We start from the raw sequence: 19606 nt of genomic DNA, 5'->3' as shown, positions 1-19606 counted from the left end.
CTTGACGAACCGCACGCAGCGCGCAATTCTCAGGACGCGTCGTCACAACGATCCGTATCCGAGGCATGGATCGACGGCGGAACGGGCAGTATCGAGGTGCGCCACACGGCGCGAGGTGCAGCGGAGTTGAGTGCAACGAGGGTCGCGAAGATCTCGCCCTGGACATCAGTGAGCCAAGTGGCTACACTGACCCTTTGCGCTGCCTGTTAGCTGCCCCCTGCCCGTCACCAGGGGCATACCTTCGCATCCGCTTCACCGTCCGACCCCGTCTGACCTGGCCTTTCGGTCACATCAGGAAACGTCTGCCGTGAAGCACTGCTGGGGACCGGTACGCGCGTAGTGAGTCCGAGCCCTCGGAAGGACCCCCTCTTGGCCGCCTCGCGCAACGCCTCGACCAATACGAACAACGGCGCAAGCACCGCCCCGCTGCGCATCTCCTTTGCAAAGATCAAGGAGCCCCTCGAGGTTCCGAACCTCCTCGCGCTGCAGACCGAGAGTTTTGACTGGCTGCTCGGCAACGCCGCCTGGAAGGCTCGCGTCGAGGCTGCCCTTGAGTCGGGACAGGACGTCCCCACGAAGTCCGGCCTGGAGGAGATCTTCGAGGAGATCTCCCCGATCGAGGACTTCTCCGGGTCGATGTCGCTGACCTTCCGCGACCACCGCTTCGAGCCGCCGAAGAACTCGATCGACGAGTGCAAGGACCGTGACTTCACGTACGGCGCCCCGCTCTTCGTCACCGCCGAGTTCACCAACAACGAGACCGGCGAGATCAAGTCCCAGACGGTCTTCATGGGCGACTTCCCGCTCATGACCAACAAGGGCACCTTCGTCATCAACGGCACCGAGCGTGTCGTGGTGTCGCAGCTGGTCCGCTCGCCCGGCGTCTACTTCGACTCCTCGATCGACAAGACGTCCGACAAGGACATCTTCTCCGCCAAGATCATCCCCTCCCGGGGTGCCTGGCTGGAGATGGAGATCGACAAGCGCGACCTGGTCGGTGTCCGCATCGACCGCAAGCGCAAGCAGTCCGTCACCGTCCTCCTGAAGGCCCTCGGCTGGACCACCGAGCAGATCCTCCAGGAGTTCGGCGAGTACGAGTCCATGCGCGCCACCCTGGAGAAGGACCACACCCAGGGCCAGGACGACGCGCTGCTCGACATCTACCGCAAGCTGCGCCCGGGCGAGCCGCCGACCCGCGAGGCCGCCCAGACGCTGCTCGAGAACCTCTACTTCAACCCGAAGCGCTACGACCTCGCGAAGGTCGGCCGCTACAAGGTGAACAAGAAGCTCGGCGCGGACGAGCCGCTGGACGCCGGCGTCCTCACCACGGACGACATCATCGCCACGATCAAGTACCTCGTGAAGCTCCACGCGGGCGAGACCGAGACGATCGGTGAGAACGGCAACGAGATCGTCGTCGAGACCGACGACATCGACCACTTCGGCAACCGTCGTCTGCGCAACGTCGGCGAGCTCATCCAGAACCAGGTCCGCACGGGTCTGGCCCGGATGGAGCGCGTCGTCCGCGAGCGCATGACCACGCAGGACGTCGAGGCGATCACGCCGCAGACCCTGATCAACATCCGGCCGGTCGTCGCCTCCATCAAGGAGTTCTTCGGCACCAGCCAGCTGTCGCAGTTCATGGACCAGAACAACCCGCTGTCGGGTCTGACGCACAAGCGTCGTCTCTCGGCGCTGGGTCCCGGTGGTCTGTCCCGCGAGCGGGCCGGCTTCGAGGTCCGAGACGTGCACCCGTCCCACTACGGACGCATGTGCCCGATCGAGACCCCCGAAGGCCCGAACATCGGTCTGATCGGTTCGCTCGCCTCGTACGGCCGCGTCAACGCGTTCGGCTTCATCGAGACGCCGTACCGCAAGGTCGTCGACGGCCAGGTCACCGACGAGGTCGACTACGTCACCGCCGACGAGGAGGACCGCTTCGTCATCGCGCAGGCCAACGCCGCGCTCGACGACGACCTGCGCTTCTCCGAGAACCGCGTCCTGGTCCGCAAGCGCGGCGGCGAGGTCGACTACGTCGAGCCGTCGGACGTGGACTACATGGACGTCTCGCCGCGCCAGATGGTGTCGGTCGCGACCGCCATGATCCCCTTCCTGGAGCACGACGACGCCAACCGCGCCCTCATGGGCGCGAACATGATGCGTCAGGCGGTGCCGCTGATTAAGTCGGAGGCCCCGCTCGTCGGCACCGGCATGGAGTACCGCTGCGCCACCGACGCCGGCGACGTGCTCAAGGCCGAGAAGGACGGTGTCGTCCAGGAGCTGTCGGCCGACTACATCACGGTCGCCAACGACGACGGCACGTACATCACGTACCGCCTGCACAAGTTCTCCCGGTCCAACCAGGGCACCTCGGTGAACCAGAAGGTCGTCGTGGACGAGGGCGACCGCGTCGTCGAGGGCCAGGTCCTCGCCGACGGCCCCGCCACCGAAGACGGCGAGATGGCGCTCGGCAAGAACCTGCTCGTGGCGTTCATGCCGTGGGAGGGCCACAACTACGAGGACGCGATCATCCTGTCGCAGCGCCTCGTGCAGGACGACGTCCTCTCCTCGATCCACATCGAGGAGCACGAGGTCGACGCCCGTGACACCAAGCTGGGCCCCGAGGAGATCACCCGGGACATCCCGAACGTCTCCGAGGAGGTCCTCGCCGACCTCGACGAGCGCGGCATCATCCGCATCGGTGCCGAGGTCGTCGCCGGCGACATCCTGGTCGGCAAGGTCACGCCCAAGGGCGAGACCGAGCTGACCCCGGAGGAGCGCCTGCTCCGCGCGATCTTCGGCGAGAAGGCCCGCGAGGTCCGTGACACCTCCCTGAAGGTGCCGCACGGCGAGATCGGCAAGATCATCGGCGTGCGCGTCTTCGACCGCGAGGAGGGCGACGAGCTTCCCCCGGGCGTGAACCAGCTGGTCCGCGTCTACGTCGCCCAGAAGCGCAAGATCACCGACGGTGACAAGCTCGCCGGCCGTCACGGCAACAAGGGCGTCATCTCGAAGATCCTGCCGATCGAGGACATGCCGTTCCTGGAGGACGGCACCCCGGTCGACATCATCCTCAACCCGCTGGGCGTCCCGTCCCGAATGAACCCGGGACAGGTCCTGGAGATCCACCTCGGCTGGCTCGCCAGCCGCGGCTGGGACGTCTCCGGGCTCGCGGACGAGTGGGCGCAGCGCCTCCAGGCGATCGGCGCCGACAAGGTCGCCCCCGGCACCAACGTCGCGACCCCCGTCTTCGACGGCGCGCGCGAGGACGAGCTGGCCGGCCTGCTCCAGCACACCATCCCGAACCGCGACGGCGAGCGCATGGTGCTCCCGACCGGCAAGGCGAGGCTGTTCGACGGCCGCTCCGGCGAGCCGTTCCCGGACCCGATCTCCGTCGGGTACATGTACATCCTCAAGCTCCACCACCTGGTCGACGACAAGCTCCACGCGCGTTCGACCGGCCCGTACTCGATGATCACCCAGCAGCCGCTGGGTGGTAAGGCCCAGTTCGGTGGCCAGCGCTTCGGTGAGATGGAGGTGTGGGCGCTGGAGGCTTATGGCGCCGCGTACGCCCTCCAGGAGCTGCTGACGATCAAGTCCGACGACGTGACCGGCCGCGTGAAGGTCTACGAGGCCATCGTCAAGGGCGAGAACATCCCTGAGCCCGGCATCCCCGAGTCCTTCAAGGTGCTCATCAAGGAGATGCAGTCCCTGTGCCTCAACGTGGAGGTGCTGTCCTCGGACGGCATGTCCATCGAGATGCGCGACACCGACGAGGACGTCTTCCGCGCAGCGGAGGAGCTCGGCATCGACCTGTCCCGGCGCGAGCCGAGCAGCGTCGAAGAGGTCTGACGGGAGTTTCGGCGGGCCTTGAGCGATCAAGGCCCGCCGGCCCCAGGACCCCCGTATCAGACCCCAAGCCTTACAACCCTGAGAGGGATTGACGCATAGTGCTCGACGTCAACTTCTTCGACGAGCTCCGGATCGGTCTGGCCACCGCTGACGACATCCGTCAGTGGAGCCACGGCGAGGTCAAGAAGCCGGAGACCATCAACTACCGCACGCTCAAGCCCGAGAAGGACGGACTCTTCTGCGAGAAGATCTTCGGTCCGACCCGGGACTGGGAGTGCTACTGCGGCAAGTACAAGCGCGTCCGCTTCAAGGGCATCATCTGTGAGCGGTGTGGCGTCGAGGTCACCCGCGCCAAGGTGCGCCGCGAGCGGATGGGCCACATCGAGCTGGCCGCTCCCGTCACCCACATCTGGTACTTCAAGGGCGTCCCGTCGCGCCTCGGGTACCTGCTCGACCTCGCCCCGAAGGACCTGGAGAAGGTCATCTACTTCGCGGCGTACATGATCACGTACGTCGACGACGAGCGCCGTACGCGTGACCTGCCCTCCCTGGAGGCGCACGTCTCCGTCGAGCGCCAGCAGATCGAGAACCGTCGCGACTCCGACCTGGAGGCCCGCGCCAAGAAGCTCGAGAACGACCTCGCCGAGCTGGAGGCCGAGGGCGCCAAGGCCGACGTGCGCCGCAAGGTGCGCGAGGGTGCCGAGCGCGAGATGAAGCAGCTGCGCGACCGCGCGCAGCGCGAGATCGACCGTCTGGACGAGGTCTGGTCCCGCTTCAAGAACCTCAAGGTCCAGGACCTGGAGGGCGACGAGCTCCTCTACCGCGAGCTGCGTGACCGCTTCGGCACGTACTTCGACGGCTCGATGGGCGCCGCGGCGCTGCAGAAGCGCCTGGAGTCCTTCGACCTGGAGGAGGAGGCCGAGCGCCTCCGCGAGATCATCCGCACCGGCAAGGGCCAGAAGAAGACCCGCGCGCTCAAGCGCCTCAAGGTCGTCTCCGCGTTCCTGCAGACCGCGAACAGCCCCAAGGGCATGGTTCTCGACTGCGTGCCGGTCATCCCGCCGGACCTGCGTCCGATGGTGCAGCTGGACGGTGGCCGCTTCGCGACCTCCGACCTGAACGACCTGTACCGCCGCGTGATCAACCGCAACAACCGCCTGAAGCGGCTTCTCGACCTCGGCGCGCCCGAGATCATCGTGAACAACGAGAAGCGCATGCTCCAGGAGGCCGTGGACGCCCTCTTCGACAACGGTCGTCGCGGTCGCCCGGTCACCGGTCCCGGCAACCGCCCGCTGAAGTCCCTCAGCGACATGCTGAAGGGCAAGCAGGGCCGTTTCCGTCAGAACCTGCTCGGCAAGCGAGTCGACTACTCGGCGCGTTCCGTCATCGTCGTCGGCCCGCAGCTCAAGCTGCACCAGTGCGGTCTGCCGAAGGCCATGGCCCTGGAGCTCTTCAAGCCGTTCGTGATGAAGCGCCTGGTGGACCTGAACCACGCGCAGAACATCAAGTCGGCCAAGCGGATGGTCGAGCGCGGCCGCACGGTCGTGTACGACGTCCTCGAAGAGGTCATCGCGGAGCACCCGGTCCTCCTGAACCGTGCGCCCACGCTGCACCGCCTCGGCATCCAGGCGTTCGAGCCGCAGCTGGTCGAGGGCAAGGCCATCCAGATCCACCCGCTCGTCTGCACCGCGTTCAACGCGGACTTCGACGGTGACCAGATGGCCGTCCACCTGCCGCTCTCCGCGGAGGCGCAGGCCGAGGCCCGCATCCTGATGCTGTCCTCGAACAACATCCTCAAGCCGGCCGACGGCCGCCCGGTCACGATGCCGACCCAGGACATGGTCCTCGGTCTGTTCTTCCTGACCACCGACGGCGAGCTGCGCGACACCAAGGGCGAGGGCCGCGCGTTCGGCTCCACGGCCGAGGCGATCATGGCGTTCGACGCCGGCGAGCTGGCGCTGCAGTCGCCGGTGGACATCCGCTTCCCGGTGGGCACCATCCCGCCGCGCGGCTGGACCCCGCCGGCCCGCGAGGAGGGCGAGCCCGAGTGGCAGCAGGGGGACTCGTTCCGCCTGCGCACCACCCTGGGCCGCGCGCTCTTCAACGAGCTGCTGCCCGAGGACTATCCGTTCGTCGACTACTCGGTGGGCAAGAAGCAGCTCTCCGAGATCGTCAACGACCTGGCGGAGCGCTACCCCAAGGTCATCGTGGCGGCGACGCTCGACAACCTGAAGGCGGCGGGCTTCTACTGGGCGACCCGTTCCGGTGTCACCGTGGCCATCTCCGACGTCGTCGTCCCCGAGGCGAAGAAGGAGATCGTCCGCGACTACGAGGCGCGCGACGAGAAGGTCCAGCGGCAGTACGAGCGCGGTCTGATCACCAAGGACGAGCGCACGCAGGAGCTCATCGCGATCTGGACGGAGGCCACCAACAAGGTCGCCGACGCGATGAACGCGAACTTCCCCAAGACGAACCCCATCTTCATGATGGTTGACTCGGGTGCCCGAGGAAACATGATGCAGATGCGGCAGATCGCCGGTATGCGTGGTCTGGTGTCGAACGCGAAGAACGAGACCATCCCGCGTCCGATCAAGGCGTCCTTCCGTGAGGGCCTCTCCGTCCTCGAGTACTTCATCTCGACGCACGGTGCCCGTAAGGGTCTCGCCGACACCGCCCTGCGTACCGCCGACTCGGGTTACCTGACCCGTCGTCTGGTGGACGTCTCGCAGGACGTGATCATCCGCGAGGAGGACTGCGGCACCGAGCGCGGTCTGAAGCTGCGGATCGCGGCGAAGGACGAGACGGGTGTCCTGCGCAAGACCGAGGACGTCGAGACCTCCGTGTACGCGCGGATGCTCGCCGAGGACGTCGTCGTGGACGGCAAGGTCATCGCGCCGGCCAACGTCGACCTGGGCGACGTGCTCATCGACGCCCTGGTCAACGCGGGCGTCGAGGAGGTCAAGACCCGTTCGGTCCTGACCTGTGAGTCCGCGGTCGGTACGTGTGCGTTCTGCTACGGCCGTTCGCTCGCCACCGGTAAGCTGGTCGACATCGGTGAGGCGGTCGGCATCATCGCCGCCCAGTCCATCGGTGAGCCCGGCACCCAGCTGACGATGCGTACCTTCCACACCGGTGGTGTGGCCGGTGACGACATCACCCAGGGTCTGCCCCGTGTCGTCGAGCTCTTCGAGGCCCGGCAGCCGAAGGGTGTCGCCCCGATCTCGGAGGCGGCCGGCCGCGTCCGCATCGAGGAGACCGAGAAGACCAAGAAGATCGTCGTCACCCCGGACGACGGCACCGACGAGACGGCGTTCCCGATCTCGAAGCGTGCCCGTCTGCTCGTGGGCGAGGGCGACCACGTCGAGGTGGGCCAGAAGCTCACCGTGGGTGCCACCAACCCGCACGACGTGCTCCGGATCCTCGGTCAGCGCGCGGTCCAGGTCCACCTGGTCGGCGAGGTCCAGAAGGTCTACAACTCGCAGGGCGTGTCGATCCACGACAAGCACATCGAGATCATCATCCGGCAGATGCTGCGCCGCGTGACGATCATCGAGTCCGGCGACGCGGAGCTCCTGCCGGGCGAGCTGGTCGAGCGGTCGAAGTTCGAGACCGAGAACCGTCGTGTGGTCACCGAGGGCGGTCACCCCGCCTCCGGCCGTCCGCAGCTGATGGGCATCACCAAGGCGTCGCTCGCGACGGAGTCCTGGCTGTCGGCCGCCTCCTTCCAGGAGACGACCCGAGTCCTGACGGACGCGGCGATCAACGCCAAGTCCGACAGCCTCATCGGCCTCAAGGAGAACGTCATCATCGGTAAGCTCATCCCGGCCGGTACGGGTCTGTCCCGCTACCGCAACATCCGGGTCGAGCCGACCGAGGAGGCCAAGGCCGCGATGTACTCGGCCGTCGGCTACGACGACATCGACTACTCGCCGTTCGGTTCGGGCTCCGGCCAGGCCGTTCCGCTGGAGGACTACGACTACGGTCCGTACAACCAGTAAGCGAGTCGCCTGAACCGCAGGGCGGTCACCCCGTGTACGACGGGGTGACCGCCCTGCGGCGTGTTCAGCGGCCGAGGGCCTGCCAGGTGGTGAGCATCAGGCCGGCGCTCGCCACCAGGACGGTGACGCTGGCCACCGGCCAGCGCGAGCGTTCCAGGGAGTCGAGCCGGACCTCGTGGTCGGCGAGCTGCTTGTCCGTCTGGTCGTGGCGCTGGACCAGCAGGGCCAGCGACCCGTCGACGCGGGCGAAGCCGGCCTCCAGCGTGCCGCGCAGCCGCTCCAGTTCCAGGGCGACCGCCACCGGGTCGCCCGAGTGGGACGTGTCAGAGTCGGTCATCGGCGGCCCCCGGGAGGACGGCGGCGTCCGGTTCCCCGCTCCGCAGCCAGGACGGCAGCAGCCGCTGCACCCCCGGCAGGGCCATCACGCGGGTCAGCGCGCCCGCGACGGCGAGCGCCCCGGCGGCCCAGGGGAGGGTGGCCGGGATGCCGGAGGCGTCGACGACGGCCGGCAGGACGACGGCGAGGGCCACGGCGGTCTGGACGATCGTGCGGGCCGTGCGCTTGGCGGCATCGGACATCTGTGGACTCCTCACCGGGTGTACGGGACCTTCAGGGCGTTCCAGGAGGCGCGGCCGGGCACGCCGTCGGCGTCGGCGCCGCGGAACCCGAGCTTGCGCTGCCACTTCGCGTAGCTGCGCCGGTCGGCCTCCGTCCAGCGGGGGCCGGGGCCCACGCCGTACGCGGAGCAGCCCTCGGCGACGAGCCGGCGGCCCATCGCGGTGATCACCGGGGAGCTGGTGGAGCCGGTGAAGAACTCGCTTCCGGGGAACGGCTGGAGGCGCGGGGCGCCCGAGGGGGCGCCGCCGGACGGCCCGGCCGGACTCGTGGCGGGCGCCTTCGACGGGGCGGCGGCGAGCCGGGCGGCGATCCGGCCGCGCAGGTCCGGCATGGTGAAGCCGCGCGGATCGCTCTTGTGGTCCGACCACTCCAGGTGCCCGATGACGGACTTGGCTCCCCAGGCGTGGGCGCGGCAGATCGCGGCGGAGGCGCGTTCGATGGCGTCGAGCTGGGCGGCCGGCCAGGGGTCGGCGCCGTCCCCGAGGTTGACGCACTCGAAGCCGTAGAAGCGGGCGTTGCCGTCGACGGCGCCCGCGCTGCCCTGGTGCTCGTCGGTGGCGGGCGGGCGGTCCCCGTAGTTCTCGGCGATGACCGCCTTCAGGACGTCGGGGTCGCCGCCGCCCGCGTGGTTGGCGCGGCCGTTGCCGACCAGGTGGACGACGCCCTCCTTGTCGATGACGCCGTGGCACAGGGGGCCGGGCAGTTCGGCGTAGCCGTTGTAGCAGAGCTCGACGGAGGCCGCGCTGCCACTGGAGACGGTGTGGTGGATCATCACGCCGTTGACCGGGCCCCAGGCACCGACGTGGTTGCGGTTGTGGGTGCGCCATTCGCGGTGCTCGACGACGGTGACGCCTTCGGCGCGCAGCGCGGCGAGCAGCTGGTCGGCGGTGAGGGGAGTGGCCATACGAGGGCTCCTTTCGGAGAGGAGAACGCCCCGTGCCGTTCGGACGGCACGGGGCGGGTGGTGCGGAGGGGGCCCGGTCAGGACAGGGCGGCCCAGATCGCGTTGGAGTCGGCGAGCACGGTGGAGGGGGTGAACGAGGCGGGCAGGGAGGTCTGGCCGGTGGTGGGCAGCCGGCCGTGGCGGACGAACGCCCCCGGCATGCGGGCGCTGCCGCCCGGGGTCTCGCCCATGGAGGCGCCGCGCATGAAGGCCGGGCCGCTGTTGGACGGGCTCGGGCCGTTGACCAGCAGCGCCACCCAGTAGTTGCCGGGGGCGGCGCTGTACTGGGCGGTCAGCGGCAGGACGAACGTCTTGCCCTCGGTCGCCGTGAGCGCCGTGTTCAGCGCGGCGGTCTGGCCGACCTTCGCGCCGGCGGCGGTGTAGAGGCCGGCGAAGGAGGCGGCGCCGAGCGTGCCGCCCACGTACCCGGGCACGTAGAAGACGACGTTCTTCACGGTGGTGGCCGCGTGCAGCGGGACGCCGATCAGGTACACCCAGCCGTTGATGCAGTACTGCACGGAGTTGGCCGAGGAGGCCGCCGGGTCGAACGCCCAGCCGGAGAAGCCCATCGACGCGGGCGACCAGGTGCCGGCCGCCGAGACCGCGTCGACGTAGCCGCGCCGGACCAGGTGGTGGGCGGTGGTGGGGTTGACCGCGGTCGACGGGGGAGCGGCGAAGGTCTTGGCGCCGTTCACCGTCTGGTCGCCGGTCAGGAGCACCGCGTCCCCGGCGGCGACCGCCGAGACGTCGGACGCCTTCAGCTGGACCGCGCCCGCCTGGCCGTTGACCGACTTCACCGGGGCGGCGTTGATGCCCAGGTAGCGGATGTCCCCCGTCGCCTGGGTCAGCGCGCCGAGCTCGGCGGCGGTGAGGGTGACCGCGCCGGTCTGCCCGTTCACCGAGGAGACCGCGCCCCCGGTGGCCGGCAGCTGGGCGAGGGGGACCTTGCCGTCGGGGCCGAGCGCCGCCACGCCGCCGGCCGTGCCCACCGTGGAGGCGGCGACGGCCGACAGGTCGGCGGCGGTGAGGGTGATGTCGGGGGTGGTGCGGCCGTTGACCGAGCGGATCGGGCCCGCCGGCCCGGCCGGGCCCATCTGCCCGGGAGGTCCGGCCGGTCCGGGCACGGCCACGTAGTGCGGGGTGTTCGGGTCGGCGGGGGCCGTGTCGGCGAGGTCGACCGAGGGACGGGAGGCCGGGAGGGCGATCTGGTACGCCCGGAGCCGGCCGAGGCCGCCGAGCTTCTCGGTCACCTGGTACGTCCAGTCGACCGGGTTCCAGCCGGGGGCGTCGGTGGCGGGCAGGACGACGTTGATCCGTCCCTCGCCGTCCAGCCGGGCGACGGTCGGGCCGCCGACGAACACGTCGGCGTCGGTGTGGGTCAGCAGGGACGGCGGGCGGAACTCGACGGAGCCGCTCATGGGGCTGCCGTCCGGGGTCAGGTAGCGGGCGGTGACGCGGACGGTCGGGATGGACGCGGGGAGCACGGGGCGTTCTCCTTCGGTTGGGCGGGTACGGGGCCGGCGGCGGGCCGGTGGCGGGGGAGCGCGGGCGCCGGGCGGGGCGGCGCGGCGCGGAGCCGGCCGGCGGCCGCCGCCCGCCCGGGGGAGGGCGACGGCCGCCGGCACGGGTGCCGTGCGTCAGGACTGCACGCCGTACAGCGCGAGCGGGCCGCAGCGGACCGTGTCGCCCGCCGCGGCGACCTTCGCCTGGATCTCGAAGGTGACCGTCGCGCTGAACGCGGCCGACAGCGGCTCGGTGAACTCCAGGTCCGCGTCCGGCGTGCCGACGGGGCCCACCGGGACGCCGTCCACGAGGAGGCGGACCTGCGCGCCGGCCGCGCCCCGGACCGCGATCCGCGCGTACAGGCGCGGGTGCTGCACGATGCCCGGACCGCTGTAGAGCGTGGTCCACTCGACGCTTCCGGTGGACTCCCAGCGGGCCGTGTCGACCGGCCGGGGCAGCGCGTACGGGATGTACGGGCGGGCGAGCCCGCGCTGCGCGGAGTCGTCGGCGACGACGACGTTGCCCCACCGGTCGAAGATCTGCACCGGCTGGGTGCTCAGCCGGTCCGGCGCCGGCGTCCGCACGGTCAGCGCCAGGGAGCCGTCGTCGCGGCGGACCATCAGACCCTGCTGGGGCTTGTCCGGGCCGCGGTCCGGCTGGACCCTGCCCATGTGGATCAGGTCCTCGCCCTCGGCGGAACGGACCCGCAGCCGGCCGCCGTCGCCGATGACGACCTCGCCGTTGTTGATCTGGTTCAGCGCCGGAGTGGTGTTGGCGCTGCCCATCAGCTCCCGGATCTGCCGTTCCAGGGCGCGGATGCGGTCCAGCAGGTCGGTGGGAATGATCGCCAAGGGTTACACCCCTTCCAGATAGAGCGTGGCCGTCTCCGGCTTGGTGCGCTGGGGCGGGTTCACGGCCAGGCCGACGATCCGGTAGCGGGCGTCGAGCCCGTCCGGGTGCCACAGGTCGCGGATGCGCAGCCGGATCAGGGAACCCAGCAGGGCGGGGGTGATCCGGCCGTCCAGGACGACCGTCAGCTCGGGGATCTGCTCGGGCCGGCGCTGCCGGGTGAGCTCGGCCCGGGCCAGCGACCGCAGCACCTCCGGGTCCTTCACCCCGCTGTGGTCGGAGGTGCGCTCCAGGCGTGGCCAGCCGGCCACGAGGTCGCCGGGCTCGGACTCCTGCACCGTCAGAGGTTCGGAGTCCTGGGCCTGGTCGGTGTTGTCCGAGTCGCCGCGGGCGACCCAGACGTTCGCCTGCACGGTCGAGTCCGTGGGCAGGCTGTACGACAGGACGGGTCCCGGATGGTCCAGGACGATGTCCGAACGGCCGCCGCGGATGACCGGGTGCCCCAGCTGGAGCCGCTTGACGCGGCGGCCCTGGCCGTCGCGGTAGCAGTGGACGCGCCATTCGAAGCCGTCGGCGAGCTGGGCCAGCTTGTCGAGCAGCTCGCGGACGCGGGCCAGGGCCGAGTAGCCGTACGCGAAGTCCCGGTGGACACCGGACATCTCCGCGCCGAGGCTGATCCCGATGTCACCGCCGGCCTGCGCCTGGGCGTGCTCGACCAGGGCCCGCGCGATGTCGAACTGGTCGGTCGCGGTGCCCACCATGTCGGTGGAGAGGATGCGGTGGTCCAGGTAGGAGTCGAAGGTGCCCGCCTGGAACTGCACCGTCATCCGGCCCTGCTCGTCGGAGGCGGGGGTGCAGGTCCACAGCACCCCGCCCCACCAGATGTCCCCGTCCCGCTCCAGCCACACCGCGGTGCGCCCGGGCAGGAGGGCCTCCTTGGCCCGTGCCGCCAGGTCCGGTCCGGGCAGGGGCACGGTCGCGGACAGCGACCCCGACTTGCCGATGAAGTCGTCGAACTTGGCGTCGGTGAGCGGCAGGATGTCGAGGACTTGGTCCGTGCGCAGGTCGCAGAAGAGCGCCCGGTAGACGGGCGTGATCACGTCCTTGCCCATCGGCCGGCTCACAGCACCGGGTCGACGCGGATGAACCGGTTGTCGATCCAGGCGTTGTTGCTGGTCGCCGACGAGACGTACGCGGCGACCGCGTCGTACACGGTGTGCGGCTTGAGGCCGGTCACCCGGAAGGTGTGCGAGACCGACACGCTCGCCTTGCCCGTCACCGCCGCGGCGCGCGAGTCGTCGGCGGGGACGACGACGGCGCCGGCGAGGCGGATGTTCGCCGACATCTGGGACCAGCCGGTGTCGACCGAGTTGCTGCCGCGGTAGCCGACCGTCACCAGCACCGCGCCCGAGACGGACGTGGTGAACAGGGTGGAGATGCCCGGGACGCCGGTGTCGGTGATGCTCTCGACCCAGGTCACGGACTTGCAGAAGCCGCCGTCGTTGTTGTAGTTCCAGCCGCTGGTCGGGATGATCGGGCGCCAGATCGTGCCGTCCCAGCGCTGGAGCTTGCCGCCCTCGTCGCGGTACTGGCCCACGTACTCGCCGGCCGCCAGCGCGCCCTGCGGGGCGACGCCGCCGATGTGCTTGGGGTAGGAGATCCAGCGGTTGCCGTCCCAGCGCTGGAGCTGGGTGGCGTTGTCCCGGTACTGGCCGGTGTAGCCGCCCTTCATCTCCCGGTTCCACGACTCCGCCAGGATGCCGCCGACGGCGACGGTGGTGTGCCGCAGGTCGTAGACGGCCTTGGACCAGTCCAGGCCGCCCGTGCCGACGGACGCGCCCGCCGGGACGACGACCCTGGCCAGCGGCAGCGCGCCCTCCGGCACGGGCTGCGGGTCCGGCTCGCCGGGCGTGCCCTTGAGGATCTCCAGGACGGCCTCGGTGCGGTTGTTGACCGTGTCGAACTGGGCGTCGTACACGCGCAGCACGACCAGGTCGACCCGGTCGTTGTTGGCGTCGCCGTCCGCGAAGGTGATCTGGGTGTAGTCGGTGAGCACGACCGGGTAGGCGCCGGCGGCTGCGGAGCCCTGGATGACGGCCCGGCCCGGAGCGACGTTCGCCGTCATGCCGGCGGTGTCCCCGTAGACGTACAGCGCGTCCATGAGGTACGCGCCGTCCTTCGACCCCGGCAGGATGCCGGTGGCGCTGGTCAGCGCGCCGGTGGGGGCCATGGTGCCGGTGGGGGCGAGCCGGGTGTCGGCGCGGGACTGGCCGGTCTCGGTCTCGGTGCGGTTGATCAGCCATGCGCTGCGCACGGGCATGAGGTCCTCCTGGGAGATGCGTGGTGGGAAGTCGGGGGAGGGGAGCAGGCGCCGGGACCGGTCACCAGTGGGAGTCGCGCCAGCGCACGGTCACCGAGGCCCTCGGGTCGGGGGTGGCGTCGTCGGAGCGGAAGGCGAGCGCGGTCCGGCCGGGCTCCAGCCGGAACAGCTGCTCCGGGGCGGACGCGGGCGTCGCCGTGTAGAGCCGGGACGCGGTGCCGTTGAGCAGCACGGTCCCCGCCTCGGTGTCGACGGTGAGGACGTCGCCCGCGCCGAGGGCGATGTCGTACTGGAGCTGGCGTCCGTCGCCGAGCCGGGTCAGCGACGGGCGGCGGACGGGGCCCCGGAACTCGATCACGGGGTGGGCGGCGGCGCCGCCCTCGTTGACCGCGCTGAAGCTGCCGGACTCGGCGTCGCCGCCCCAGCTCAGCGGCCAGGTGAGTCCGCCGCCGGTCTCGTCCTGCCAGACGAGCCCGGGTTCGCTGACCGGCAGGGTCGCCCGGCCCTCGCGCAGGGCGGGGCTCAGGCGCCGCGGGTCGGTCGCCGTCCACTGCAGGCTCGCCTTGCCCAGGCCCTGGCGGACGAAGGCGCGGTCCTGGGGGACGACGCGGCGGCTGACCCGGGCCCGTACGGCGAGGGTCTCGCCGTGCAGCCGTACGGCCAGCCAGCGCTCGCCGCCCTCGGGGCCGGTCGCGGCGCGGAAGGCGAGGCCGGTGTCCAGCGCCTGCGCGGCGGTGGGCGGCACCAGCCAGACGGTGGCGGTGACGAGCCGCGGCTGCGCCCAGACGGCGCCGGGCCAGGCGCCGTGCTGGTCGGGGCGGGGCACGTCGCCGGTGTCGAGGGTGGGCAGGTCGTCCCAGCCGGTGATGCCGGTGCGGTCGATCTGGTACGGCGTGCCCGGACCCATCAGCAGGCCGGCCCACTGGATCTGCCCGTCGCGGGTGATCAGTGAGCCGGGTGCGGTCTCGTCGGTGTACGCGGTGGTGGTCTCGGCCATGACGGGCCGTCACCTCACTTTCGTCAGGCCGCGTCCAGGCCGGGCGCGGGCCGCGGTCCGGTGCGGGGGCGGGGGTCCGCGGTGGTGTGGCGTGGTCCGGTGCGGGGGCGGGGGTGCGCGGTGGTGTTCCGGGCCGGACCGGTCCGGGTTCAGGCCGCGGTCCGGTGCAGGAACAGCAGGTCCTCGGCGACCGCGAGGGGGCTGCGCCCCTCCGGCTCGTGGTAGGCGCGCAGGCGGGCGCGGTCCGAGGGGTCGGGGGTGCCGCCGGTCCGCCGTCCCGCTTCGGCGGGCCGGAGCCGGTCGAGGGAGGACAGGGGCCGTACGGCGGAGGCGCCGTCCCGCGAGGGATCGACGACACCGCCCTCGGCGAGCTGCGGGATCTTGTCGAGCTTGACGCCGAACTTCTTGCCCAGGAACTCGCCGCTGAGGCTGTTGAGCCCGTCGATGACCCAGTTGGCGAAGGCGATCAGGCCCTTGACGGGGCCGGTGATGACCCCGGCGAGCATCTGCAGGCCGGTGGAGACGAAGTCGCCCATGCCGCCGAGGGTCCCGGCGGTGGCGTCCTTCACCCGGGTGAACATGCCGGGGATCTTGCCGGTGATCCAGTCCAGGACGGGCTGGATGACGGTCCTGAACGCGTTCCAGGGCCGCCGGACGAGGGCGCTGAGCGCCTCGGTGGCCCGGGTGATCGATCCCTTGGCCTTGCCGAAGTCCCCGGAGACGGCGGCGCCCACGACCTCGACGACGGTCGTCATGACGACGCCCATGGCCTTGAAGTAGGTGCCGATGATCGTGCCGTAGAAGGTGACGACGGGGCCGAGGAACTTCAGGATCTGCTGGAAGACCTTCAGGACGTGGTCGAAGACCTGCTTCATGATCTTCTGGCCGGTCTCGGTGTTCATGGCGTACTCGACGAGGGCGGCCACGACCGGCACGATGATCCCGGCCAGGAAGCCGAGCGGGTTGGCGCGCATGGCGACGTTGGCGGCGGTCATGGCGGCCGCGGCGGCACCGAGACCGATGCCGAGGACGGTCATGACCTGGGACACGGGGCCGATGAACTGGCCGAGGAGACCGGCGATGCTGTCGAATCCGGCGGCACCCGCCACGAGCGTGACCAGCCCTCCCACCGCGCCCCTGGTCTTCGAGCCGCCGTTCCTGATGCCGGTCGCGGCGGTGCCGGCCGTGCGGCCGGTCCTGGTGAGGGACGTGCCCGCGCCGTCGGCCCGGCCGCGGATCTGTCGCAGCTGGGCGGTGGCGGAGGAGGCGTCGGAACGGACGCCGTCGAGCGCGCCGGTGATCCGGGCCGGGACGCCGCGCAGGGCGCGTGCCGCCCGGACGGCCGGTGTGACCTGGGCGCGGAACGACGTGAGCGCGCGGGTAAGGTTCCGCAGTTCGACCTGGAGGGTGTTCGCGGGAAGGGCGGGCGCGGTGCTCATCCGCGCGCCTTCGACAGGAACAGCAGGGCGGAGGCGGTCTCCCGCAAGTCGCTGGAGGACGCCTCGTAGTAGTTCTCGATCTGGAAGCCGTGCGTCGCCCCGGCACCCGAGTTGATCGACCGGGCACGGGCCGCCCGGGCGGTGTGGCGCAGCAGCCGGTCGAGCTTGGACAGCGGCAGGACGGCCTCGGCCTCGCCGGCCTCGGCGACGATGGCGTGGACGCCGCCGCGGCGCGGCTGGACGACGCCGCCCTGGGCGAGCTGCGGGATCTTCGGGATGCTGACGCCGAAGGTCTTGCCGCCGACGAAGGGGACCCAGCCCGGGATCGAGACCTTGATGCCGTTGAGCTTGCCGATCGCGCCGTTGATCAGGCCGATGACGGCGTTGATGGGGCCCTTCACGGCGCCCTTGATCTTGTCGAACGCCCGGCCGGCGATGTCCTTGAGGCCGCCCCAGATGCTGGAGAGCTTGTCCTTGACGGCGCTGAACGCCCTCGGGACCACGTCCTTGATCCAGTTGACGACCGGCAAGATGATCTTCTTGATGCCGTTCCAGACACCGGAGATCACCGACTTCACGCCGTTCATCACCGAGGTGATGACCTTCTTGATGGCGTTGAACGTGGTCGAGATGACCTTGGAGACGGCGTCCACGACGACCGTGACGGCCTTCTTGATGCCGTCCCAGACCGTCTTGATCAGCTTCCCGGCCGCCTTCATGATCGGCCCGATGGCCTTCATGACGGCGGTGATGACCTTCTTGATGGCGTCGAAGGCGACCTTGAGGACCTTCTGCATGGTCTTCGAGCGGGTGGCCATCTCGACCACCTTCTCGATGAGCGGCATGAACAGTTCCATGAGCCGGGCGATGAAGTTGCCCTTCATGGACTTGTTGAGGCCGCCCATGCCCTTGGACGCGTTGTCGGCGCCCTTCTTGAAGTTGCCGATCTGACCGCCGCTGGTCGTGCCGGTCTTGCCGGCCTTCGCGAGGGACTTGTCGGCCTTGTCGGCGGCGGACTTGAGGTTGGTGAGTTCACGGGCGGAACCCTGGGCGGCGGACCGAAGGCCGGTGAGCCCGCTCTGCCCGGTGCGGGCCCCCTGACCGATGCTCTGGGCCGCCCTGGCCGAGGCGTCCGCCTGGGTCTTGAACTGTTTCAGTGAGCCCGAGGCCCGTGTTGCCGCTGAAGCGAGCGACATGGCGACTCCTTGGAGTGTGCGCGGTTAGGCGAAGGCGGCGGAGAGTTCGGTGACGGCGGCACGCAGCACGCGGACATCGGAGGCGACGCCTTTCGCGCTGGGGCGCGCGTGGTCGATTCCGTGGGGAGCGGGGCCGGGGCGCCTGGTCTCCGTCGCTCTTTGACGGTCTGCCGCCTGCGACACGGACCTGAGCGCGGCCTTGATCTTGTCGACGTCCCGCCTGAGGTTCTCCAGAATGGCCGCGTCGATCTCCTTGTCCCGACGCGCCTCCTTCTGTTTCTTGCTTTCGATCTTCTTCTGCAGCTTGTCGATCAGCTTGTTGGTCCACTTGAATTCCCGGGTGGCGCCGAGAATGGTGATTCCTTTTTCGTCGACCTTGAACACCGAGAGGCCCACGGTCAGCGCGGTGAGGCTCGCGGCGACTCCGGTCGCGGTGAGCGACGCGAAGGAGGCGGTGCCACTGACCTTGGAGAGGGTGACGCTCATGTTGTTGACGGTCACGCTCATTTTGTTGACGGTCACGCTCATGTCGTTGACCGTCTTGCTGTACTTGTTGACCGTGGAGCTGAAGGTGTTGTGGGTGACGCTGATCCCGTTGACGGTCGTGCTGATCCCGTTGACGGTCGAGCTGATGGCGTTCTGCGTGGCGCTGAGCTGGTTGAAGGACCTGGAAATCCCGCTGAAGGATTCCCGGAACTGCTTGTAGGGGTCCTTGGACGCCTCTTCCATGGCGTAGAGGGCGTCGTCGACTTCTTTTATGGTTTTTCTGGGGTTGGGGTTTCCCATCCGAGGTCTCCTGTGGGATCACTGCGGCACGGTGCTCGCACGGTTTCCGAACCGGCGCGAGTTCTTCTGGTGCTCCCCACCGCGAGGTCGAGGTGTTCCGGAGCCACCGGGCGCGCCGCCGCACGGCGGGTCGGGAAGGCTCCGCGCACTGCGGACAAAAGGTCGCCGGGGGCCGAAGCCGCCGGAGCGGCGGGCGGGCGCCGGCCCCCCGTGACGGACCCGGCCGCCCGCCCCGGTGCCGACCCGGACCGCCGCACCGTCGCCCGGTGCTCCTCCCGACGGCGGGAGGGGACGCCGGGCCGGCGGTGCGCACCGGTCGTGACTCACGCCGATCGTGACTCACGAGAAGAAGCGCCCCAGCTCCGCCGGGTCCGGGACGCCCGCCGCCTCCGGCGCCGACCGCTCCGCCTCCTCCTCGCGCTCGCGGTCGCCCGGCCTGGGGACCGGAACCGGTTGCTCCGGCGGGTCGGAGTCCTCGTCCGAGTGGACGGAGGCGAACATCCAGTTCGCCGCCGCCATGTGGTCGACCAGGGCGGCCAGGAGGTAGTCGGTGACCGACCACTCCGCCGCCTCGCCGTCCCGTTCCCGGCAGACGGCGCTGTCCTGGGGCAGGTGCTTCACGAGGACCGCGAGCCGGCGGGAGGAGAGCCGGCCGCGGTGCCAGTCCAGCAGGTCCACCCCGTAGTGCCGGAGCAGGTCGGCTTCGAGGGCCTCGGCGTGTTCGGTGACGAACTCGTCGAGGCTCAGTCTTCCCCCAGGCCGAGCCCGGTCTCCTTGCCGTACGCCTCCAGGACGGCGGCGATGTCCTGCATGGTGACCTCGTGCTTCTCGAAGCGCGCGAACTGCTCCTCGCCCATCAGCAGCAGGAGCAGCCCGTCGACGTCGTTGTCGTCGAGGTCCTTCAGCCCGCCGGCCGCGCCGCGGGTGAGCTCGGTCGGAAGCTCGAAGGTGTCGCCGTCCAGCTCGAACGACCAGGTCCGGCCGAGGGCTTCCAGGCGCTGGGCGCGGGCGGCGTTGACGTTGAACGATGCCATGGGTGTCTCCGTATCTCTGGGACGCGGGTGAGAAGGGTGGTGCGGGGGGAGGGTGGTGCGGGGGGAGGGTG

General features: G+C 70.2%; 15 protein-coding genes. 2 read left to right on the top strand and 13 right to left on the bottom strand.

Annotated elements, in window-relative coordinates; translation table 11 throughout:
- The first annotated feature begins 369 nt into the window (after positions 1-369).
- Together rpoB and ACZ6AQ_RS04200 are read left to right on the top strand one after the other, a co-directional pair.
- Positions 370-3852 carry a DNA-directed RNA polymerase subunit beta gene (gene rpoB, locus ACZ6AQ_RS04205; RefSeq protein WP_388688051.1) on the top strand — a complete coding sequence of 1161 codons (3483 nt, stop codon included), beginning with the start codon at positions 370-372 and terminating at the stop codon, positions 3850-3852.
- Between the two features lie 98 nt (positions 3853-3950).
- Positions 3951-7850 carry a DNA-directed RNA polymerase subunit beta' gene (locus tag ACZ6AQ_RS04200; protein WP_388688048.1) on the top strand — a complete coding sequence of 1300 codons (3900 nt, stop codon included), beginning with the start codon at positions 3951-3953 and terminating at the stop codon, positions 7848-7850.
- Between the two features lie 64 nt (positions 7851-7914).
- Here the strand turns inward: ACZ6AQ_RS04200 and ACZ6AQ_RS04195 are convergent, their stop codons facing one another.
- The 13 genes from ACZ6AQ_RS04195 to ACZ6AQ_RS04135 all read right to left on the bottom strand — a co-directional run bounded on the left by ACZ6AQ_RS04195 (position 7915) and on the right by ACZ6AQ_RS04135 (position 19535).
- The gene (locus tag ACZ6AQ_RS04195; protein WP_468757321.1) at positions 7915-8187 is read right to left on the bottom strand and encodes a hypothetical protein; all 273 of its coding nucleotides are present in this window, start codon (positions 8185-8187) and stop codon (positions 7915-7917) included.
- A complete protein-coding gene (locus ACZ6AQ_RS04190) occupies positions 8174-8428 on the bottom strand; it encodes a hypothetical protein (RefSeq protein WP_388688043.1) in 255 nt (84 codons plus the stop codon). The genes ACZ6AQ_RS04195 and ACZ6AQ_RS04190 overlap by 14 nt, the downstream gene beginning before the upstream one ends.
- 11 nt (positions 8429-8439) lie before the next feature.
- Positions 8440-9372, bottom strand: a complete 933-nt coding sequence (locus tag ACZ6AQ_RS04185) for a peptidoglycan-binding protein (RefSeq protein ID WP_388688040.1) — start codon at positions 9370-9372, stop codon at positions 8440-8442.
- Between the two features lie 77 nt (positions 9373-9449).
- Positions 9450-10895, bottom strand: a complete 1446-nt coding sequence (locus ACZ6AQ_RS04180; RefSeq protein WP_468757319.1) for a phage tail protein — start codon at positions 10893-10895, stop codon at positions 9450-9452.
- Between the two features lie 153 nt (positions 10896-11048).
- Positions 11049-11765: a hypothetical protein gene (locus ACZ6AQ_RS04175; protein WP_468757317.1), complete on the bottom strand. Its 717-nt coding sequence runs from the start codon at positions 11763-11765 to the stop codon at positions 11049-11051.
- A gap of 3 nt (positions 11766-11768) precedes the next feature.
- A complete protein-coding gene (locus ACZ6AQ_RS04170; protein WP_468757316.1) occupies positions 11769-12875 on the bottom strand; it encodes a hypothetical protein in 1107 nt (368 codons plus the stop codon).
- An 8-nt stretch (positions 12876-12883) separates the two neighbouring features.
- Positions 12884-14083 (bottom strand): hypothetical protein, encoded by a 1200-nt coding sequence (locus tag ACZ6AQ_RS04165; protein ID WP_468757314.1) that lies wholly within the window; start codon positions 14081-14083, stop codon positions 12884-12886.
- Positions 14084-14144: 61 nt separating this feature from the next.
- Complete coding sequence (locus tag ACZ6AQ_RS04160) at positions 14145-15080, bottom strand: phage distal tail protein (RefSeq protein WP_468757312.1); 936 nt, start codon at positions 15078-15080, stop codon at positions 14145-14147.
- 149 nt (positions 15081-15229) lie between these two features.
- Positions 15230-16519 carry a phage tail family protein gene (locus ACZ6AQ_RS04155; protein WP_468757311.1) on the bottom strand — a complete coding sequence of 430 codons (1290 nt, stop codon included), beginning with the start codon at positions 16517-16519 and terminating at the stop codon, positions 15230-15232.
- Entirely contained in the window at positions 16516-17715 is a 1200-nt protein-coding gene (locus ACZ6AQ_RS04150) for a phage tail protein (RefSeq protein WP_468757309.1), read from the bottom strand. Before ACZ6AQ_RS04150 ends, ACZ6AQ_RS04155 begins: the two co-directional genes overlap by 4 nt.
- A gap of 24 nt (positions 17716-17739) precedes the next feature.
- Positions 17740-18501, bottom strand: a complete 762-nt coding sequence (locus tag ACZ6AQ_RS04145; RefSeq protein ID WP_468757307.1) for a hypothetical protein — start codon at positions 18499-18501, stop codon at positions 17740-17742.
- 339 nt (positions 18502-18840) lie between these two features.
- On the bottom strand, positions 18841-19179 hold the full coding sequence (locus ACZ6AQ_RS04140; RefSeq protein ID WP_468757305.1) for a hypothetical protein: 339 nt from the start codon (positions 19177-19179) through the stop codon (positions 18841-18843).
- A 65-nt stretch (positions 19180-19244) separates the two neighbouring features.
- Positions 19245-19535: a hypothetical protein gene (locus ACZ6AQ_RS04135; RefSeq protein ID WP_467386448.1), complete on the bottom strand. Its 291-nt coding sequence runs from the start codon at positions 19533-19535 to the stop codon at positions 19245-19247.
- Positions 19536-19606 lie beyond the last annotated feature (71 nt).

The sequence above is a fragment of the Streptomyces sp. NPDC041191 genome (genome assembly GCF_055591945.1).
Note: the sequence above shows the minus strand (reverse complement) of the source record. Positions and strands in the feature narration are given on the sequence as shown.